Below are 18,757 nucleotides of genomic sequence, written 5' to 3'. Positions count from 1 at the left end.
TGAAAAAGAGTTATAAGGAAAAACAAAAAGGATTTTAGATGATTTATTTACTCAGACACGGACAAACGGATTAGAACTTGGAACGCAAAATCCAAGGCCATTTGGATATGGCATTAAACGAAACGGGCAGAAAAGAAGTCCTTATTTGTTTGGATAAAATAGTATCTCTGAATATAGATAATATCATCTCATCAGATTTAGTCAGAGCAAAAGAAACCGCTCAAATTATCAATGAGAAATTGCATTTACCTGTCCGCTTTGATTCTAGGCTAAGAGAAATTAATTTTGGTAATTTACAAGGTCGACTCATTCAAGATATCTCTCGAGATGAATGGGATATTTTCAATAAAACACCACACGAAGTAGATGCAGAATCTTGGGAAGATATTTACCTTCAGGTTAAATCGTTTTTTGATGAAGTTGCATGGATTATCAAGAGCCGATAAGTTAAAGAAATATCCGGCCGAAATGAAAAATATAGGCATGTGAAAAAGGTAAATAGATCGCATGAGCAATCCCGGCATTTCGGAGTGACCTATAACCATCAAAATAATAGCAAACCCACGAGCGATATCTATCGCATTATTTCTTTTTCCCATTTGTTTTAAGTTTTCTAACGGGGCAAAGTTACAATAATAATTTGGTGCAATAAAACAGTTAAGGGAACTTCTATAAATTGCTTTGTGGAGATTTATGAATTTTATTTGGCATATTTTGACCAATAGACCCTTTTTGCTGAATGAAAAAAGAGGAAAAAGAAGTACAATTCTCTTTCCTCTTTCCTATTATCCTTTTTTCTCTTTTACTTAGCCCACACTTGGTATTCGCCGGGTTTGAGTTTTGAAGGGAGTTTCTTTGCTTTTGCGTCGAAGATGTTGGTCATACCTTCGATTGATGGAGCTTCGCCGGTGTATTTTACTTTTTGTGCTTTTGCGCCAAGGTTGACCATTACCAACACTGTGTCATCGCCCACTGTGCGAGAGAATACATAGATGTTGTTGTCGGTTGTTGGGTAACGCACCATTTTACCACCTTGTTCACCTGCGAGGAGTGCTCGGTTTTCGTGCTTGAGAGTGTTGAGTGTTTGATAGAATGTGAAATATTCGTTGCGTGGTTCCCATTGTGGAGCATTGTCTTTCTTGAAGAATTCAAATGCATAGGACTTGGGGAACAGGAAGTATCTGTCGCTGCCCTCGGAAACAGGCTGCATAGCCAGCACGAAATACTGACGGTATGCCTTTACCATTTCCGCAAGGTCCTTTTCAATTCTTTCGGTTACTTCATTTTCGCTGTCATGACGGATACCTGTTCTGTGAGGAGTGATATAGTCATTGGGAACGCTGATGAAGAATGCGGAAAGATGCTCGTCAATGAAGGCTTCACAGTTTTCCTTGTAAAGACCTGTAAGCTCATAGGTTGAGAAGTAGTTGTACTTGTTGCAGAGGAGCTTTACAAGCTCAGCTCTCTTTGCATTTGCAACAGCATAAGGAATAAGGTAGGAGAAGCCGCCGTTTTCGTAGCAGAGGAAGTCGATAACGCTCTTGTTGTTCTGCATGAAGCGGATTGTGGGATTCTTGTCCCCTTCCTTGTGGTACTGCATTATCTTATAGATTGTCTTAAGCTCGTCATTAACCTTAACGGCAATGTTGAATGTACGGTCGGAAGCCTCTTCGGGCTTGCCGTTTCTGGTATCCATGAACTTCTTGCGGTTGAACGCAAAGCACAGCTCCATAAGGTTCATGTAGTCGCCGCGCTTGTCGGTAAGCGTCAGGTGCTTTTCAGGGATAGCCTCGCCCACCACGGCGTACGGGCAGCGTTCACGCTTACAGATAGCGTCGAACACATCCAGCTTGTCACCGGCGATTGCGATAACGTAACGTTCCTGGGATTCGTTACTCCAGATTTCGAACGGGCTCATGCCCGGTTCGTCGTTCGGCACGTTGCGGAGTTCAAACTTACCGCCAAGACCGCCATCGTTCACGAGTTCCGGGAAGGCGTTCGAAAGTCCACCTGCACCCACGTCGTGAATAAAGGTAATCGGGTTTTCTTCGTCCATCGCCCAGCAGCGGTCGATGACTTCCTGGCAGCGGCGTTCCATTTCGGGGTTTTCACGCTGCACAGAGGCAAAGTCGAGAGATTCGTTACCCGCACCGTTCTGCACGGAGCTAGCAGCACCACCACCGAGACCGATAAGCATCGCCGGACCACCGAGCACAATCAAGTGGTCACCCGGGTCAATGTGGCCCTTTTCGATATGTTCATGCTTGATGTTGCCGAGACCGCCTGCCAACATAATCGGCTTGTGGTAACCGCGGACTTCCTTGCCGTTCTGGGCATCGACTTCCTGTTCGAAAGTACGGAAGTAACCGAGGATGTTCGGACGGCCGTATTCGTTGTTGAACGCAGCGCCACCCAGCGGGCCTTCGATCATGATGTCGAGGGCAGACGCAATGCGGGACGGGCTACCAAAGTCCTTTTCCCAAGGCTGGACTGCACCCGGCAGTTTCAAGTTCGAAACGCTAAAGCCCGTGAGGCCGGCCTTCGGCTTACTGCCCTTACCCGTGGCACCTTCGTCGCGGATTTCGCCACCACTACCGGTAGCAGCACCCGGGAACGGAGAAATCGCCGTCGGGTGGTTGTGGGTTTCGACCTTCATCAAGATGTCGACTTCTTCGTTGTGGAAGTCGTACTTGTTGTTGCGCGGGTCGGCGTAGTAGCGGCCAGCGACAGCGCCCTTCATCACGGCGGCGTTGTCCTTGTAGGCGCTAAAGATGTTCGAGTTGTGGAGCTGGTAGGTGTTCTTGATCATCTGGAACAGGGACTTGTCCTGTTTGACGCCGTCGATGGTCCATTCGGCACCGAACACCTTGTGGCGGCAGTGTTCCGAGTTGGCCTGCGCGAACATGTAGAGTTCCACGTCGGTGGGATTGCGTTTGAGCTCGGTGAAGTTCTTCACCAAGTAATCGATTTCGTCCGAGGAGAGAGCGAGGCCCATTTCTTTATCTGCTTTTACGAGGGCGTCGCGACCTTCGGTAAGCACAGGAATCACGTTCAGCGGACGCGGTTCTTCCTTGCTAAAGAGGACTTCCAAGGAGGCGGTGTCGGCGAAAACGGCCTGGGTCATGCGATCGTGAATCTTGGCGGAGATTTTTTCGCGGGCACCGACAGGAGCGGCACCTTCAAACTTTACATAGTATGCAATAGCGCGTTCAATGCGCTTAATGGCCGGGAGGCCGCAGATGTGAGCAATATCGGTAGCCTTGGAGCTCCAGGGGCTAATGGTACCCGGACGGGGGCAGACCACAAAAAGTTCGCCTTCGAGAGCCTTGGGTTCGCGGGCCGGACCGTAATGCAGCACCTTCTTGAGAGTATCAGTTTCAGCATCGGTCAGGTCGGCGGACAGATCCACCACATGCAGGAATTCTGCATAGACCGTAGCCACAGAAAGACCTGCAGCCTTGAAATCAGAAGAAAGTTTTTGAAGACGGAAATCCGACAGAGCCGGCGTACCACGAAGAATAAGCATTATTTAACCTCAGTTGAGTTTAATTTTTTACGCATTAAATTTAGAAAAAAATGCGGGACACCCTCCCCATCCTTGGCCGACGCTTTATTTCCTTTCATAAAAAAACACGACTCTTTTTTAGAATCGTGTTGCATTTTGCCATAACTTATTGAAAGACAATTAATTAGCGCTTTTTGCCCTTCTTGCCTTTTTTGCCCTTGGCAGGCTTTGACCTGTCGTCGAGGCGAAGGGCGAGCCAAGACATTATAATCCTTTGGGAGTCATCACTTTTCTTGGCTCGCGTTATTATGCTACCGGACAATCGCTATCGGACAATGATTTTTTCAACCTGGAATTTATTTCGAACGATGTAAATTCCCGCTTTCTGCACAGGGATAGCAACTTTCGAAACTCCCGGCGCTCCACGCCACAAACATTTACCACGCATATCGAACAACGCCGTACGCCCTCCCTCGACCAAATTGTCGAGATGTATCGTCCGTCCAACAACGCTCACACGCAAAGCCCTAAATACAAGCGGCATTTTTTCGATACCCGCCTGTCCCTTATCCAATTCATTGGGATCAAACGTCCCCTTACCCGAAAAAATTGGGAAGCCGCCGTTGACGCCTTTCGAATCATATTCAAAGGCTTCTTCCAGCAACGGAGCAAAGCTCCTGGACTTCATCTCCTTCGACGATTTCGCAACACCAACCACGCTGCTGTCAGGAGATCCTAAATAGAACACATTTTTCACATAAACTTGACCGGGATATGTCAATGCCGTCGGGCTACATTTTTTCAGTTCACTTACACAAACATTGGCCGTGTTGTACAGGTTCTTCAAGGTGAACATCACTCGCCTAGATTGTACAGACATATCTTTAAAACCAGAAACAAGCCCAGCCACACTTCCCGTATCCGATTTCACCTTTCCGACATTATAGGAATTGACGACACTTATAAAGTTTTCGGGACTTTCCATTATTTCGGCCCAATAAACATCCAGCGACATTCCCGCATAGCCGACAAGCCCCCCAGCATTCGCAGAACCATAAACAGTGCCCGCATTATAGGTTCTGTCAAGGTATATCTTTCGAGTAGCCTCCTTTAACGTTCCCCTAGTCGAGGGAACTCTATTGATACTATCCGCCTCAAGGACACCGACAATTCCCCCTGCAACAACCCCCTCAACAGAAGCACTTTCATTCCAGCAATTCTCTATAATGCCATGGTTCGTTCCTGCAATGGCTCCAGCATTTGTGCCTCGTATTGTAGACTTTGCAATTCCAACATTTTTTATGGTTCCGCTATTCAAAGCAAAAAGTCCACTATTTTTTACGGAATCCGTATAAATGCCTGAAATGACATGACCGCCGCCATCAAATATTCCTACAAACTTATCTGTTTTCTCAGACAAACTAAACAGTGGAATCCACGGATATTCCGATGTCGCATTCAAGTCGATATCGGCTGTCACCTTGAAATTTTTATCGCAAAAAAATGACGACATTACCGTATTTCCATAATGGTTAGTCCCATTGCTAAAAAGCGAGAGGAGCCACAGCTTTTCGGGAGAATCAATAATATAGGGATCGCTCTCGGAGCCTTGCCCTTCAAGGAACGCCAATATTGGATACCCTCCATTTTCTCCATGAGAATCTTCATTAAAGTACCCACCCAGTTTTTGGATGCTAGACCTTGATTTCAGGGTCTTGGAATCCATTCCCGCAATGGAATCAAAAACAACCAAGGTGTCAAAACCCAAGGCGGGAACAGAAGTCAATGAATTGTCGTAGAACAAAGGGCCATGAATCGTATCTTTTTTCTGGGGTTTACCGATAATGGCTCCAACATATTCGTCGCCGGTTACGACAGACGCGTTATAGCCATGAGATAATTTTCCGACTCCACCCACAGTTCCCGCAACAAGACCGCCCACAATACGGTCCCCCGATACAGTCCCCCTATTGTAAACATACTTGATATCGTTATTGTAAAGACTAAATGAAATTCCTCCAACCGAAGATTTCCCTGTCACGTTTCCATAATTCCGTGCGTAAAAGACATCTCCAGAAGTAACGCCACAGATATTCCGAATACCCTTGACATCAGCATAGTTCGTCACATTAAACATTGTCCCACTCATATAAGGAGCAACGCCACACACAGCAGTCACACCACTCACCGAACCATCAACCGTAATGTTCGAAATATCGTTGAAATTGCCTTGCCCCGACCAAAGCGCCCCAACGGATTTTTCCCCAACGATATCAACCTTATGTAGCGTAAGGGACCGGATTTCAGAACGACTCAAATTCGAAAAGAATCCAATAGGAGGCAATGCATTCTTATTTGTAACATTGTAATAAAACATAACGTCATCTTCCGGTTCGTCAAAAAGGCTATCCACATTGACGTCTTGGTGGATATTCAAATTCGAAATCGAATGGCCATTCCCATCATAACTTATCGCCCAGCCGTCCACGGGAGTCCAGTTGTTTACAGCCTTTGGCAACTCAATATCTGCATCCTGTCTGAAATAGCGCAATTCAAGCGTAGAGTCAATCACAATTGCTGCATGGCGTTCAAAACGACGTAAATCGCCCAGAGACTTTATCAGGTACGGGTTTTCCTTGGTGCCAGAACCATAATCAAATAATTTATCCATATTATAATAAGCAAGCAAAGGGTATCCCCTGTTAACAGGCGCCGTTCCCGAATCAGGAAAAAAATGCGCTCCCATCGAATCGGCATAAAAATGAACCGAATCAGCGTGTTCCCCGTTCAAATCGTACAGATGCAAAATGGAAAGGTTCAAACGATCCAAAAGTTTTGGTGCGATAGGGAACAATGCACCGACTAAGGAGTCCCCACTCACCTTCCCCGCATTATAGCCATTTCCTATATTAAATTCATAATAAATTATTTCCTCAGAATGCCGGTGGAACACTAAAAGACCGCCCACACAAATTTTACCTGACACATCTCCCAAATTTACCACATTTTGAAAATATATTCGATCAAGGTCTCGTCCCCCATACACAAGTCCAATCAGTCCGCCAACATACTCTTCACCGGCAATGTCGGCCTCATTCACAATGTCCCTAAAGATACCGTAATCAGTGGGGACATCAATATAAAGAAATCCCAAGAGTCCACCCACATACTTCCGCCCCGTCACGGAAGCCCTGTTGACAATTCCACGATACGTGGCATGAATATAGGACACTCCGGTCATCCCAATCACACCACCTACAACGGAATCCCCGTCAACAACTCCTGATACAGAAATATCTCTCAAATAAGGAGCCCCCAAGAACATAGGGGCAAAAGTCAATACATTAGGATAAGCATAAACAGAATCCATCCAAACAAAGCCGATGGTTCCAAAAAGCCCTCCGACATTGCGAGTTCCCTTGACAATCACATCTGCAGAGATGTTCTGCACATTGGGATCTTTGGGAGTATTCTGTTCATAACCATAAAAAGTACCCGCCAAGGCACCGACCGAAGCGCCGCCCTTCACATAGGAATTCTTAATTGCAAGATTCGAAACAGAACCCTTCCAAACGCCAAAGAGACCTTGGAAATTCTCGTCACTGCTGATGTAAAGACCACTGATAGAATGCCCCGCCCCATCCAAGTAAATAAGCGCAGGCTTTAAGGTATCCCCATAAACGGTCCATTTATTTTGGGGAGCAGACTTAGCCCAATCCTTTGCCGAGCCTTTATTCAATACGATATCACTAGCCAACTTGTAATAATACGTGGAATCGTATTTTTCGGCCATTAGCGCAAACTGCTCCGGCGTCTCGATTACAAACGGGTCGTTACTTTTACCAGCCCCCGATGCAAACTCTTTTGCCACTTTGCCCGTCCACACCTCCGATGCAGCAAAAACCGACAGCTGTAGCAAAACTACAGCGAGACCAATTTTAGATAAATACATAACGTCCCTTTTTTGAGTAAACCGCCTTAAATGTAAGAAAAAAAACAAACATTATCAAAGATAAAAATCATCAATCTAAATTTGATGACGAAATTCGGGTAAACACTCCTAGCCTGCATTCCCATTAGTAAAAAACGGCCCGGAAAGCGGGTCGTTTCTTACAATTTTATAACTCGTTGAGTGTCAAGCGATTAGCGCTTTTTGCCCTTCTTGCCTTTCTTACCCTTGGCGGCCTTGGCAGGCTTCTTCGGTGCCGGAGCTTCTTCAACAGCCTCTTCACCTTCTTCGCTTTCGGCTTCCTCGATTTCTTCGCCCGGATTACCGACGAGAGCGTTCACGTTCACAGAGACGAGGCCAGCCAGAGACTTGACTTCAGTCTTCTTGTCGACTTCGACCTTGGCGAACTTAGAGATGATGTAGTAGGCACCCGTAGCTTCAAAGCGGCGAGTCATATTCGCAATGCTCATGGAGCCCTTGGTAGACGGGAAATACTTGGCTTCGAGGCGAGCCTGGTCCTGCGATGTCTTCACGGACTGAACCGTTTCAGACGCCAAGTTCCAGACATTCTTGTTTGTCTCGATGGAACCGTTCACATATTCCACGATCTGCGTTGCAGCCTTATAAGACTTAGTCGTGGTCTTTTCGTAATGTTCAGTAGCCTGGGAAACGTAACTTCCCTTCTGCATCAGGAGCGTTGCAAGAAGCAGCACAACAACAACAGAAAGAGCAATGGAAATTGTTTTGACGTTCATTATTCATTACTCCTTATTCAAAGTGGTAGGGAGCCGGAGCTTCCAGCTTAAAGTTTTCAGCCATGTTGTAACCAGCAAGAGCCTTGTAGTCACTAGACTTGAGCTTACCCTTCACAAAAGTGAAGGTAATCACACAGTTCTTACCGCAAGCCACTTCCTTGACGCCACCTTCGTTCTTCAGCAAGAACTTGTCGGCAAGACCAGCCTTTTCATAAATGGAATTCTGTGCCTGAGCAGGAATACCGGCAGCTTCGTACATATAGGAGAGCTGTTTGAAACGAGCATCCTTGTCGCCTTCGATAGCCTTGACCGCAGCATCGAAAGCCGTTTCGGTCTTAGCATTCGTCAAAGTGGCATAAACAAGGCGCCAGGCCATACCGTACTGGTCCACGGACTTCCACTGTTCCTGGACGACTCCGTTTGACTTTTCAAGATAGGCTCCCACCTGTTCGTTCACAGACTTCTGCGCCTGATCGTTATAACCGCCCTTGAGCACCATCATCAACGCAAACAGGGCGATAATGAGCACGATGTCTGCAATCAACAGAATTTTGAATTTCTTTTTGTCCATAAGTATCCTTTTGCAAGTTTTTTGCCTTTAGAATTTAATTCCAAAATAAAAAAATGCAAGCAAAGTTTTATAAAAAAAAATAAAAATGCTTAAAAAAGCCCCTAATTTTAGTATATTGCACCTCATGAGCGAACAATCTACGGATAAACTGCCTTCGCAGATTATTTTCGAAAACCTGAAGGAACTACTTCGTGCGAAAAATACGGCGCACGAATCCATGTTCAAGTTTCACTGGAAAAAAATGTGGCCATTCAGCCTCATTTGGCCTCAGGTCGATTTCGAGCGTATTGTGCGTCTGATGAGCGAAATCCGCAAGAACGCAATCAATCAAAAGAACCTGGTTCTACAAGCCAAGTCAAAGTCCAAGGATTTTGAAAAGACTTTCTTAAACGCCGTTCCAGCCTACCTTGACGCGCTCGACATATCCTGCCAAAAACTATCAGCAGCCGCCCAGTGGAAACAGGACATGCTTCTAAGGCGCATAAATAAGGATGTCAAACTCCGCCGCGATGTAGCAGAATACAATCAGATTCTCAAGGAATATGAAAACGCTCAAGGCAATCTAGTTCGTGCAGGCGCCATAGTCCAAATGGGCTGGGGCGAAGTGGTGCAGGCAATGTCTAATGTGTAATGAGGAATGTAACGTGTGTAATGAAGAATTTCACATTACACATTTCACACTACACACTTGAAAAGAGTGCTCTTGCTAAATCAAACCGCCACTTGATTTTCTGAAGCACCCCAGCTGGAGAATTTCCGATATGAGTCGCATTCTTGGAATGCTGACGATATTCCACCAGAGGATCTTCAATAGTGCGCACCTTAAAGAATCTTTCGGCCACGATACCCAACCATTGATCGTGCATCGGCAAATTCCTTGGAAACGGAAGAGCCCGATTCAATACATTCCGGCGAAATGCCATGCAGCAACCCGTAAAGGAATTTTTCCACCAATTGCAGACTACACCGCTCCTGTAAGGACGGATTTCACTCAATTTCCCGGATCGATTCCACAAGGGAGTATCCGAATCATCTGAGGGACACAACATAAACGCGTCATGAGTTACAAGGTCCACTTCGTTCAACAATTCTAGAGTCTTCGCGACCTTTTCGGGCAACCAAACATCATCTTGATCGGCAAGAAAAATGAAATCGCCCTTACACGCCTGCAGGGCACGTTCATAATTGTATATAACCCCCAAATGTGATTCGCAAGGCAATACGCGAATCCGAGAATCACGCAACAACTCTATGATAGAAAGCGTTTTATCCGAGGAGCCATCATCGGCTATCACAACTTCAGCGTCTTCCGGCGAATTCGGTAACTGAAGCAAGATACTCTCCAGCTGCTGCCGGATAAAGACCGCACCATTGTAAGTTGCCATACATACTGAAATCATGGAAGACCTCAATGTCGCAGTAGAAACGAGGGAATCATCAGCTTCGGGAACCGCTTCAGAAAGCCCATATTGAATGTTGCCAAGGACGGAAGGCGTTTAAGCGCCTCGCCCTTATTCTTGTAAGCCAAGGCGGAGAACCACTTCGTCTTCCAGACTTTGACTGCAACAGGATAAAGTCGATGATCCTTGTAGCGCGACACCGCCTTGAGAAAATTGGAGTATATCTCGTTAATCGTATCCGCATTTTCAGAAGAAGACAAATTGTTTCCATGAATACGGTAATAGCAGCAAACACAGGAAATCACCGGAAGGCTGCCATATTCATAAAGCAGACGCAGAAACAAGGGAAAATCTTCCTGGAAATAGGACTCGTCGTAGCCTCCTAGACGGCGGAATTCTTCGACATCAATCATTTCGGAACACCCGTGAAGTTCTTTCTCTCCTAAAAAGAATTCCTCAAAGGTGACGCAAGGCATGGATTTCATGTATCTTGGATCATTCTCGGGACGAATATTTCCAACAGCATCCATCACCCGAATTTGACCAAAACATGCCTTGCAATCCCGATGCTGATCAAGATAGGCAGACTGTTCCCTTAGGCGATCCGGAGGCATTATGTCATCGGATGCAAACGAGCAGAAATAGCGTCCCCTTGCCATCGACAAGAGTTCGTTCAATGTCGAGACTACACCTCTATTTTCGCGATGAACATACTTAAAGCCAAGTTCCGCCTGCAATTTTTCAAGAATCTTGGGCGAAGAGTCCCGACTTCCATCGTCAATGACAATGAGTTCAAAAGAGACCCCTTTCTGCGACATGACAGAACGGACTGCGGCCTCAATATACTTTTCGTGATTGTAACTGGGCAAAAGCACCGAAACAACCGGCGGAAGTTCACGCTGTTCCGTCTCGGCTCCTTGAACAAAAGCCTTCACATAGACATTTTCCGTCATCTTTTCTGCAAACATATTCGTTATCGAATATTCCACTTCAGCCTCCGAACAAGCACATAAAGTACAGCAAAGTAGACTACATTCTCCACTGCATAGGCCGCCATGGGGCCACTAAATTCAACAATACGAATTCCCACATACGAACCAGCCGCGAGCAAGAGTTCTGAACCGATTTCTGTCACCATGAAGGTTTTTGTCTCACGACGAGCTATAAGCACTAACGCAAGGGCATACCCCCCCGCCCTAAAGAAATCCCCTACCAATTGCAAGGGCAAATAATCAACCGCTCCCATGTACGCTGAAGAAAAAAGAATCTGAACCAGGATTCCCCGACAAAAATAGAGAACCGTCACCAAAACGAGCGATACGCCCATAATGCGCAACAACAAAGGGTGGAACATCGCGAAAAACCCCTCGCGACTAGATTTCGGAGAAACCTTGGGCAACAGGACAACCGTAAGGACAGCCGACATTGCCATAAAAATGAAATCGGAGACTTTCCAAACGCTCTGCCAAATTCCTGCAGCATCGTTACCGAAATGCGAAGCGACCATCATTCGGATAAAGGTAAGGACCACTGGAGTCAAGAGCATCGGAACGAGCCCCATCAACGCATAGGATATCCAGGGGGAACGCGTATCATGAGCCGATTTCCAAATTTGACGGATACTGAAACCGGCCCGGCTTGCAATCTGAGCAGCAAAGACGGACGCAATGACGGACTGAGTCGCAATAATCGAAAGAACTGAGAGACGTCCTGTATAAAGAAAGAACGCCACCCACAGCACCTGCCAAATGGACGACACGATATTGATTAAGGCCCACTTGCGATTCTCGCCGAGACCATTCATGACCGAAGCCGTAATTGTCACAACATTCATCGCCATGACGCCAGGCAAAGCAAAGAGGATAGCAGCCTGTACAAGGCGCGTATTCATCCCAGGAAACAATGTTTCCAATGGCGCAAAGAAACAGAACAGGATGGCTATAATAAATGTCAATAGGCTAGCAAAGGTAGTCAACCGAACTCCACCACGCCAAATACCGAGTAAGTTGTCTCGAGAATCCTTGTTCTGTGCCGTAAGACTCGTCCAGCCATTCTGAAGCGCAAGCGACGATGTAGCCGTACCAATGCTCATCATGTTCAGAAACTGTCCCACGCAGGCAAAGGCCGCCGGCGGCAAAAATACAGCGAGCAGCTTGTTGATCGCAAACGCCCGAAGCGCATTGAATACAGTGACAGCACCAGAACCGAAAAGAGATTTCCAAAACATGGATTAGGCTCCCCTACAGGGCTTGAAACTATTGACAGCCTCGATAACGGCAGAAATTTCCGCATTCGTCATCTGCGGGAACAGTGGAAGGCTGAGTTCCTCCTTCGCTAAGCGCTCAGCAATCGGTAAAGATCCTAAAGACTTCAATGGCCGAGGCATGGAATCACCGGCAAAAGCCGGCTGAAGGTTCGGCGGAACCGGATAATGCACCAGAGTTTCAATTTTCAATTCTTTAAGATGCCGTTGCAGTTCGTCACGGAAAGCGGAATGCACCGGAAATACATGCCAAACGCAGTCCGAAAGCTTTCCGCAAGCCGTTGCCGGAGGAGGTAACCGAACTGAATCATTCTTGATTTCAGTCAAATACCTTGCAGCAATTTGACCGCGACGGGCATTATCGCTATCCAAAGTTTTCAGTTTTAGCATTAGCACCGCCGCCTGAATTTCATCTAATCGGGAATTTTCACCGACATGTAGATGGACATACTTTTGAGAAGATCCGTAATTTCCGAGTTCTCGGACCACCTGAGCAAGTTTCACATCGTCTGTTACTACGGCACCGCCATCCCCGAGCGCCCCCAGGTTCTTTCCTGGATAAAAACTGAATCCAGCCGCCATGCTCAAATGTCCTGCACGCAGGACATTGCCCGCAACATCCGCTAGTGCAGCCCCATGGGCCTGTGCCGCATCTTCCAAAAGAACAAGATTTCTTTCGCATGCCAATTTCGCAAGAGTAAGCATCGGGCAAAGGCGACCATAAAGATGTACCGCCAAGATGGCTCGGACTCTGATTCCGAACGCTTCCGCTTTACCAAGGGCCTCCCTAACCGTAGATGCGCTAATCAGAAAATTGCCTTCATCGGGCTCTGCGGGAACAGGCAAAAGTCCTGCCGACATGACCGCTAGCCAAGTCGCAATAAACGTGTTCGACGGTACAACGACCCCGTCTCCCGGCTGCAACCTTTTCAAGGCTACCAGGCCCTTCAAAATCAAGGACAGGGCCTCAAGGCCATTCCCCACCCCAACGCAATGAGATACTCCGCAATAAGCAGCAAACTTTTCCTCGAAGGCCCTGTCTTCGGTTCCACGAATAAACCAACCGGATTCAATCACCCGCAACATTTCCTGCGCAAGGGCCTGTCCATAGGAATCATTGACTCGTTTCAAAGGGTAATAGGGAACTTGGATCATGAAATGCAAAGTAGAAAATATCGGACCGTCAAAAAAGCAAATCCGCACAATTTCCGACCAAACGCGTTTTCAATTGATCCTTATTTGCTATTTTACGAGCATGTACGAAATTTTATCCTACAGCCCCGAACTGGACCAAAGATTCGACCATTTTGTCAACCACGAATCGGTCAATGGAACTTTTCTGCAAACCAGGCGTTTCTTAAACTACCACCCCGCAGGGCGCTTTACCGATGCAAGTTTCGCACTACAGAAAAGCGGCATCATCGCCGTATATTTTCCCGGAATAAAGACTGAAAAGAACGAATTCATTTCGCACCAGGGTTCTACCTTCGGCGGGCCAATCGTTTCCAAGGCATTCTACAATGGAACTAAGCTCCGTGAACTTTTGGAAGAAGCCACACAACACCTTTCGCAATACAGCAAGGTCATTCTCAAGATAACCCCAGCCATTTTCTCAAAAGAGAATCCAGACCTACTTGAATACACACTGGAACACCTCGGCTACAGTCGTCACACGGAACTGAGCAACTACACTCCGCTATATAAAGGAACCGATCCGCTCAGCCAATGTGACGCCAAGCATCGCAAGCAGTTCCAGGAATCAGAAAATTTCGCATGCACATTCCGCGAACTTGAAAGTGATCAGGATTTCGAGACTTTTTACCATTTTTTAGAATTGTCCAAAGCGAAGCATCAGACCAAGCCAGTCCATACGCTCGCAGACCTACACGACCTCCGTCGACGTCTAAAAAAGAAACTGCGCTTCAAAAGCCTCTGGCTCGGCGAACGCTATATATGCGGGATGATGCAGTTCCTGTTCCCCGAAACAGGAACCATCCACGATCAGTATATCTCGCCGGATGAAACCTTTACCGATTTCCACCCGACAACAGCCATGCACATTCACGCACTACGCGAAGCGGTTCAAGAAGGTTTTTCCAAGTTTTCCTGGGGTATTTCTACCGAAAACGGCGGAAACTATCTAAACGAGAATCTATACAGGTTTAAAGAAGCTTTCGGAGCTAAGCCTAGCGTGAATGTCAGGTACGAGAGATAACTTCTCGTTTAAATTCATCGTATTCGTATATGTAGTCTGAAGCATCGTAATGCTCCGAAGCGAGCACCATGCACACGGCACCCGACGAAAAGTTCTCAATTTCGCGCCAGTGCATCGTCGGGATATAGAGTCCGTGGTAGGAACGGTTCAGCGAATACTTGGTACGGGTCTTGCCGTCATCTAAAATCACGTCAAAGCTGCCGCTGGCGGCAATAATCAGCTGGCGGAGGTTCCTGTGAGCGTGGCCGCCACGGGTGGTGCCGCCCGGAACATCGTACAGGTAGTAAACGCGCTTGATATCGAAGGGAACGAGTTCTCCCCCCTCGACCACACTCAGGTTCCCCCGCTGGTCGTGGGCAATAGGGATATCAATTAGCTGCGGTTCGTTGAGGTTCGATTCGTTCCAAATCATGGCTCTAATATAATAAAGTGACGACCTAAAGGGGTGGTTCGGGGTGTTTTTTCGAAAAAACTAGCGAAAATGGATTGCTTCGCTTCGCTCGCAATGACGTAAAAATGAAATTTTGCTATATATGGGACTCCAATGAGTGCATGTCGCGCCAAGCTCTGCCAACATGCATGTAAACCAAAGAGCTTCCTTTTACGAGGTAAACATGTCCTCTTTCCGTGGACCAAAAGGTAAGGTAGCCCGTTCTCTCGGACTCGCCGTCTCTCAGAAGACCCAGAAGGCGCTCGATCGCCGCAACTTTGCACCCGGCCAGCACGGCCAGACCCGCAAGAAGTCTTCTTCCGTGTACAAGCAGCAGCTCGTCGAAAAGCAGCGTCTGCGTTTCACCTACAACATTTCCGAAGCACAGCTCGCCAAGGCCTACGCCGAAGCCAACCGTCGCGCCGGTTCTGCTGGTGACAACCTGATGATCTTGCTCGAAACCCGTCTTGACGCCCTTGTCTACCGCATGGGTTTTGCTCGCACGATTTTTGCAGCTCGCCAGTATGTCGCTCACGGTCACTTCACCGTGAACGGTGTCCGCAGCTACTCTCCGTCTCGCCAGATCAAGGCCGGCGACGTGATTGCAGTTCGCGAAGGCTCTAAGGAACACGTTCAGATCAAGGAAGCCATTGCTAACGCTCCGGCTGTCCCTGAATACGTGACTGTCGATGCCGGCAAGATGGAAGGCACGCTCGTGAAGCTCCCGCTCCGCGAACAGATTCCGGTCAAGCTGGAAGAACAGCTCGTCGTGGAATACTACTCCAGGTAGTAACCACTCAAACGAAACGTTTGGGAAGCTCGGCTCTGCCGGGCTTCTTTTTTTGTAACGAAAGCCCCCGCTCGGGATTTTTCGTTCCATAAATAAAACTCTCTTTTTCAAAATAAGCTTTATTTTTTCTTTTCCTGTAAACACCCTCAAAGTATCTTTATTGCCAAAGGAGTGTTTAACATGAAAACAACGAAGCTATCTATCATTGCGGCCTGCAGTGCCGCCGTTATTCTAGGGGCTTGCGGAGATTCCAGCAGTGCCAATGACGAAATCGAATCAACATCCGAAGATTTCACAACCGATGTCGAAAATCCAAGCATCATTGAAACTCCGGATGTCATCAGCGAATCAACCACAATTCAGTGTTCTGACGGAAGCATTGTCCAAAATGCAAGCGAGTGCCCCGAAGGAACAACCGCTGAAGAAATAAAGACATACACCTGTGGTGACGGAACAGTCGTTACAAGCGCTAGCGATTGCCCGACGATTTTCACATGTTCGGACGGGAGTCAGACTTACGACAAAACAACCTGCCCAATCCCTTCTAGCAGCAGTGCCACGACTACCACGGATCCTGTTCCTACGAGCAGTCAAGCAATTATTGAACAGGAACCTTCCGACCCCGTCAATATCAGTTCCATCGAAGACGATCCGGTAATCCAGTTTGCAACTGGTACAGTCAACATCGAAAACAACAACGGCTGCATCACTCAGGAAGACAAGGCAATCATCATCAGCTGTAGCGGCAACTATCAGTTGACCGGTAATTCCACCGACAACCAGATTCAGGTGAATACGGCCGACACCGATTTAGGAAATGTATACCTATACCTGAACAGTCTGCAACTAGCAAGTGCTAGCGATGCTCCAATCTACATTCGCAATTCCGAAAAGACCTTGCTTTTGCTGGTCGACGGAACAAGCAACACTCTTGAAGATGCATCGACACGCACCACGACCTATCAAAAGACAGACGGAACTCTTGATACCACGGGCGCAACGGTCTACGCCAAAGACGACCTGACAATCAAGGGAAACGGCACACTCAAGGTGACTGGCAACTACAACAACGGAATCCACTCAAGCAACGATCTGCGTTTCCGCGACCTCCCGAACATCACGGTAAACGCCAAGAACAACGCCCTCAAGGGCAAGGGATCCGTTTCGATCGAAGGTGGCTATTACACGCTTACCGCAACTAACGGAGACGGCATCAAGAGCGACGAAGGCGAAGATGTCGGCTACACAACCGATGGCAAGGGAATCATAGTCATCAACGGCGGCGAAATAAACATTACCGCTGGCGACGACGGCGTTCAAGCCTACAACTACCTTTTGCTTGGCGACTCGATCTCAACGCCAAAAATCACCGTCAAAAGTACCGGCAAGGGGCTCGTTTCCGACAACAGAATCTATATGAATGCGGGTATCACCGACGTAACCTCCAATGACGACGGCATCCACTCAAACCTGAACATCTACTTCAACGGCGGCGAGACTACAGTTTCTGCCGGCGACGACGGAATCCACGCCGATTCCACGCTCCTGATTGCAGGCGGTTCCATCAACATCACCAAGGCCGCCGAAGGCATGGAAGCCTTCTACATCAAGGCGCAGGGCGGAAAGACGGCGACCGTTGCTAGCGACGACGCCTGGAACGCTGCAGGCGGTTCTGCCGACGCAGGTACATCTAGCGGTTCCCAGTGGGGCGGCCCCGGCGGCGGCGGAATGGCAAGTAGCTCCAAGGGCTACATCATCATCACCGGCGGTTACCATTATCTCAAAGCAAGCGGAAACGACATTGACGTCTTGGATGCAAACGGAACGGCCACGATGAGCGGTGGCGTAGTGCTCCTTGAAATCGGATCTAGCAGTGGCGGCATGGGCAGCAGCCGCGGCGGAATGGGCGGCAACAGCGGTAGCGGATGCTCCCTCAGCAATGCTGGCGGTCTCATTGACACGGACAACGGCTTCACGATTACTGGCGGCGTGCTGCTCGGCTTCGGCAACCAGACCGAAGAATATCCCAGCTGCTCTGCCACAAGCTTCACGGCAGGAACCGCCTATGGCACCTCCAATGCGGCATTCAAGCCCAGCGGATCGGGCAGCATGATCATCTACGGTGGCGATGTCAAGTCGGTCGCCCAGGTCGATGTGGGATCCATGAAGGAAGTCAAACTTCCTAACGGCATGAGCTACTACGAAAAATAGCCCCGTTTCACACCTTTAGAGCTTCCAAACCAACCCTAAGTCTTCCGGTGCGAGCCGGGAGGCTTTTTTACAATATTTTTTCATCAAAAAAACAATGCCGACGAATAAACCACTCGCTTCCTTTTTTGTATCTTGTAATCATGAAGCAAATTCTCACTAAAATTGCAGATGCACTCAAGGGTTACTTGAAGTCGCTGAACTGGATTGTTCTCCTAGGTCTTGCTGCATTCAGCATTGCGCTTGCCATCATCAACAACATCCGCGTCGATGACGCCAAGTCCGTCGAATGGATCGGAAGCCAAGAAATCCTTGAAAAGCCGGACGAGGTGCTGTAATGAAGAAGACGATTATCTCTGCAGTACTGCTCGTTGTAGCCTCGATTCTGGTAGCTATCGGTGTTGCCGAAATTTCGTTCCCGGAATCGTACCTGACCTTCACCGACCAGGACTGGCTCATTGACATTTGGCCCAAGGCATACCGCTACAATATTCAAGTAGGACTCGCCGCCATCGTCATTGCAACAGGAATCTGCGTACCGGCTTATCGCCTGCAAAAGGACTTTGCCATCCGCGCATTGGAAACACTTTTCCGCCTTGGCATCGGTGGCATGTTCATTTTCGCAAGCATCTACAAGATTCAGGACCCGCACCAGTTTGCAGTACTTGTGG

At 47.8% G+C, this 18,757-nt stretch carries 15 protein-coding genes and 2 pseudogenes; 7 read left to right on the top strand and 10 right to left on the bottom strand.

Going from position 1 to position 18,757, the window contains the following annotated elements:
- Nucleotides 1-77: 77 nt before the first annotated feature.
- Nucleotides 78-410: pseudogene (locus Q0628_RS07205) on the top strand (histidine phosphatase family protein); the annotation flags it as partial.
- Here Q0628_RS07205 and Q0628_RS15715 read toward each other — a convergent pair.
- From Q0628_RS15715 to Q0628_RS07185, 5 genes are all read right to left on the bottom strand, one after another.
- Entirely contained in the window at nt 294-545 is a 252-nt protein-coding gene (locus tag Q0628_RS15715; RefSeq protein WP_366979077.1) for a hypothetical protein, read from the bottom strand. The pseudogene Q0628_RS07205 and the gene Q0628_RS15715 overlap by 117 nt on opposite strands.
- 257 nt (nt 546-802) lie before the next feature.
- Entirely contained in the window at nt 803-3,526 is a 2,724-nt protein-coding gene (gene purL, locus Q0628_RS07200) for a phosphoribosylformylglycinamidine synthase (protein ID WP_298769571.1), read from the bottom strand.
- 304 nt (nt 3,527-3,830) lie between these two features.
- A complete protein-coding gene (locus tag Q0628_RS07195; RefSeq protein WP_298769569.1) occupies nt 3,831-7,457 on the bottom strand; it encodes a hypothetical protein in 3,627 nt (1,208 codons plus the stop codon).
- A gap of 191 nt (nt 7,458-7,648) precedes the next feature.
- Entirely contained in the window at nt 7,649-8,209 is a 561-nt protein-coding gene (locus Q0628_RS07190; protein WP_298769567.1) for a hypothetical protein, read from the bottom strand.
- Between the two features lie 13 nt (nt 8,210-8,222).
- The gene (locus Q0628_RS07185; RefSeq protein WP_298769565.1) at nt 8,223-8,780 is read right to left on the bottom strand and encodes a hypothetical protein; all 558 of its coding nucleotides are present in this window, start codon (nt 8,778-8,780) and stop codon (nt 8,223-8,225) included.
- A gap of 124 nt (nt 8,781-8,904) precedes the next feature.
- On the opposite strand from Q0628_RS07185, the gene Q0628_RS07180 reads away from it, so the two are divergent.
- Nucleotides 8,905-9,411 carry a hypothetical protein gene (locus Q0628_RS07180; protein ID WP_298769563.1) on the top strand — a complete coding sequence of 169 codons (507 nt, stop codon included), beginning with the start codon at nt 8,905-8,907 and terminating at the stop codon, nt 9,409-9,411.
- A 49-nt stretch (nt 9,412-9,460) separates the two neighbouring features.
- Here Q0628_RS07180 and Q0628_RS07175 read toward each other — a convergent pair whose 3' ends face one another.
- The 4 genes from Q0628_RS07175 to Q0628_RS07160 are packed head-to-tail and all read right to left on the bottom strand — an operon-like array spanning nt 9,461 to nt 13,598.
- Entirely contained in the window at nt 9,461-10,180 is a 720-nt protein-coding gene (locus Q0628_RS07175; protein ID WP_298769562.1) for a glycosyltransferase, read from the bottom strand.
- Nucleotides 10,181-10,188: 8 nt separating this feature from the next.
- Entirely contained in the window at nt 10,189-11,169 is a 981-nt protein-coding gene (locus tag Q0628_RS07170) for a glycosyltransferase family 2 protein (protein WP_298769560.1), read from the bottom strand.
- A complete protein-coding gene (locus Q0628_RS07165) occupies nt 11,154-12,407 on the bottom strand; it encodes an O-antigen translocase (RefSeq protein ID WP_298769558.1) in 1,254 nt (417 codons plus the stop codon). The genes Q0628_RS07170 and Q0628_RS07165 overlap by 16 nt, the downstream gene beginning before the upstream one ends.
- A 3-nt stretch (nt 12,408-12,410) precedes the next feature.
- Complete coding sequence (locus Q0628_RS07160; RefSeq protein WP_298769575.1) at nt 12,411-13,598, bottom strand: DegT/DnrJ/EryC1/StrS aminotransferase family protein; 1,188 nt, start codon at nt 13,596-13,598, stop codon at nt 12,411-12,413.
- A 100-nt stretch (nt 13,599-13,698) separates the two neighbouring features.
- On the opposite strand from Q0628_RS07160, the gene Q0628_RS07155 reads away from it, so the two are divergent.
- Nucleotides 13,699-14,658 (top strand): GNAT family N-acetyltransferase, encoded by a 960-nt coding sequence (locus tag Q0628_RS07155; RefSeq protein ID WP_298769555.1) that lies wholly within the window; start codon nt 13,699-13,701, stop codon nt 14,656-14,658.
- Here the strand turns inward: Q0628_RS07155 and Q0628_RS07150 are convergent.
- Nucleotides 14,642-15,070, bottom strand: a complete 429-nt coding sequence (locus Q0628_RS07150; protein WP_298769553.1) for an FdtA/QdtA family cupin domain-containing protein — start codon at nt 15,068-15,070, stop codon at nt 14,642-14,644. The two genes, Q0628_RS07155 and Q0628_RS07150, sit on opposite strands and share 17 nt — an antisense overlap.
- A 202-nt stretch (nt 15,071-15,272) precedes the next feature.
- Between Q0628_RS07150 and rpsD the strand changes: the two genes are divergently transcribed.
- The 4 genes and pseudogenes from rpsD to Q0628_RS07130 form a co-directional block, all read left to right on the top strand.
- The gene (rpsD, locus tag Q0628_RS07145) at nt 15,273-15,878 is read left to right on the top strand and encodes a 30S ribosomal protein S4 (RefSeq protein ID WP_298769551.1); all 606 of its coding nucleotides are present in this window, start codon (nt 15,273-15,275) and stop codon (nt 15,876-15,878) included.
- Between the two features lie 180 nt (nt 15,879-16,058).
- Complete coding sequence (locus Q0628_RS07140) at nt 16,059-18,089, top strand: carbohydrate-binding domain-containing protein (RefSeq protein WP_298769549.1); 2,031 nt, start codon at nt 16,059-16,061, stop codon at nt 18,087-18,089.
- A 140-nt stretch (nt 18,090-18,229) separates the two neighbouring features.
- Entirely contained in the window at nt 18,230-18,424 is a 195-nt protein-coding gene (locus Q0628_RS07135; RefSeq protein WP_298769546.1) for a hypothetical protein, read from the top strand.
- Nucleotides 18,424-18,757: pseudogene (locus Q0628_RS07130) on the top strand (hypothetical protein); the annotation flags it as partial. The gene Q0628_RS07135 and the pseudogene Q0628_RS07130, both read left to right, overlap by 1 nt.

This window comes from uncultured Fibrobacter sp., assembly GCF_937877005.1.
GTDB lineage: Bacteria > Fibrobacterota > Fibrobacteria > Fibrobacterales > Fibrobacteraceae > Fibrobacter.
The sequence above is the reverse complement of the archived record's forward strand: the minus strand, read 5'-3'. Positions and strand labels throughout refer to the sequence as shown.

Bases quoted from the DNA above. Each gene is read 5' to 3' on its own strand.
- Q0628_RS15715 (WP_366979077.1), bottom strand. From the start codon at position 545: ATGGTTATAGGTCACTCCGAAATGCCGGGATTGCTCATGCGATCTATT.
- purL (WP_298769571.1), bottom strand. From the start codon at position 3,526: ATGCTTATTCTTCGTGGTACGCCGGCTCTGTCGGATTTCCGTCTTCAA.
- Q0628_RS07195 (WP_298769569.1), bottom strand. From the start codon at position 7,457: ATGTATTTATCTAAAATTGGTCTCGCTGTAGTTTTGCTACAGCTGTCG.
- Q0628_RS07190 (WP_298769567.1), bottom strand. From the start codon at position 8,209: ATGAACGTCAAAACAATTTCCATTGCTCTTTCTGTTGTTGTTGTGCTG.
- Q0628_RS07185 (WP_298769565.1), bottom strand. From the start codon at position 8,780: ATGGACAAAAAGAAATTCAAAATTCTGTTGATTGCAGACATCGTGCTC.
- Q0628_RS07180 (WP_298769563.1), top strand. From the start codon at position 8,905: ATGAGCGAACAATCTACGGATAAACTGCCTTCGCAGATTATTTTCGAA.
- Q0628_RS07175 (WP_298769562.1), bottom strand. From the start codon at position 10,180: ATGATTTCAGTATGTATGGCAACTTACAATGGTGCGGTCTTTATCCGG.
- Q0628_RS07165 (WP_298769558.1), bottom strand. From the start codon at position 12,407: ATGTTTTGGAAATCTCTTTTCGGTTCTGGTGCTGTCACTGTATTCAAT.
- Q0628_RS07160 (WP_298769575.1), bottom strand. From the start codon at position 13,598: ATGATCCAAGTTCCCTATTACCCTTTGAAACGAGTCAATGATTCCTAT.
- Q0628_RS07155 (WP_298769555.1), top strand. From the start codon at position 13,699: ATGTACGAAATTTTATCCTACAGCCCCGAACTGGACCAAAGATTCGAC.
- Q0628_RS07150 (WP_298769553.1), bottom strand. From the start codon at position 15,070: ATGATTTGGAACGAATCGAACCTCAACGAACCGCAGCTAATTGATATC.
- rpsD (WP_298769551.1), top strand. From the start codon at position 15,273: ATGTCCTCTTTCCGTGGACCAAAAGGTAAGGTAGCCCGTTCTCTCGGA.
- Q0628_RS07140 (WP_298769549.1), top strand. From the start codon at position 16,059: ATGAAAACAACGAAGCTATCTATCATTGCGGCCTGCAGTGCCGCCGTT.
- Q0628_RS07135 (WP_298769546.1), top strand. From the start codon at position 18,230: ATGAAGCAAATTCTCACTAAAATTGCAGATGCACTCAAGGGTTACTTG.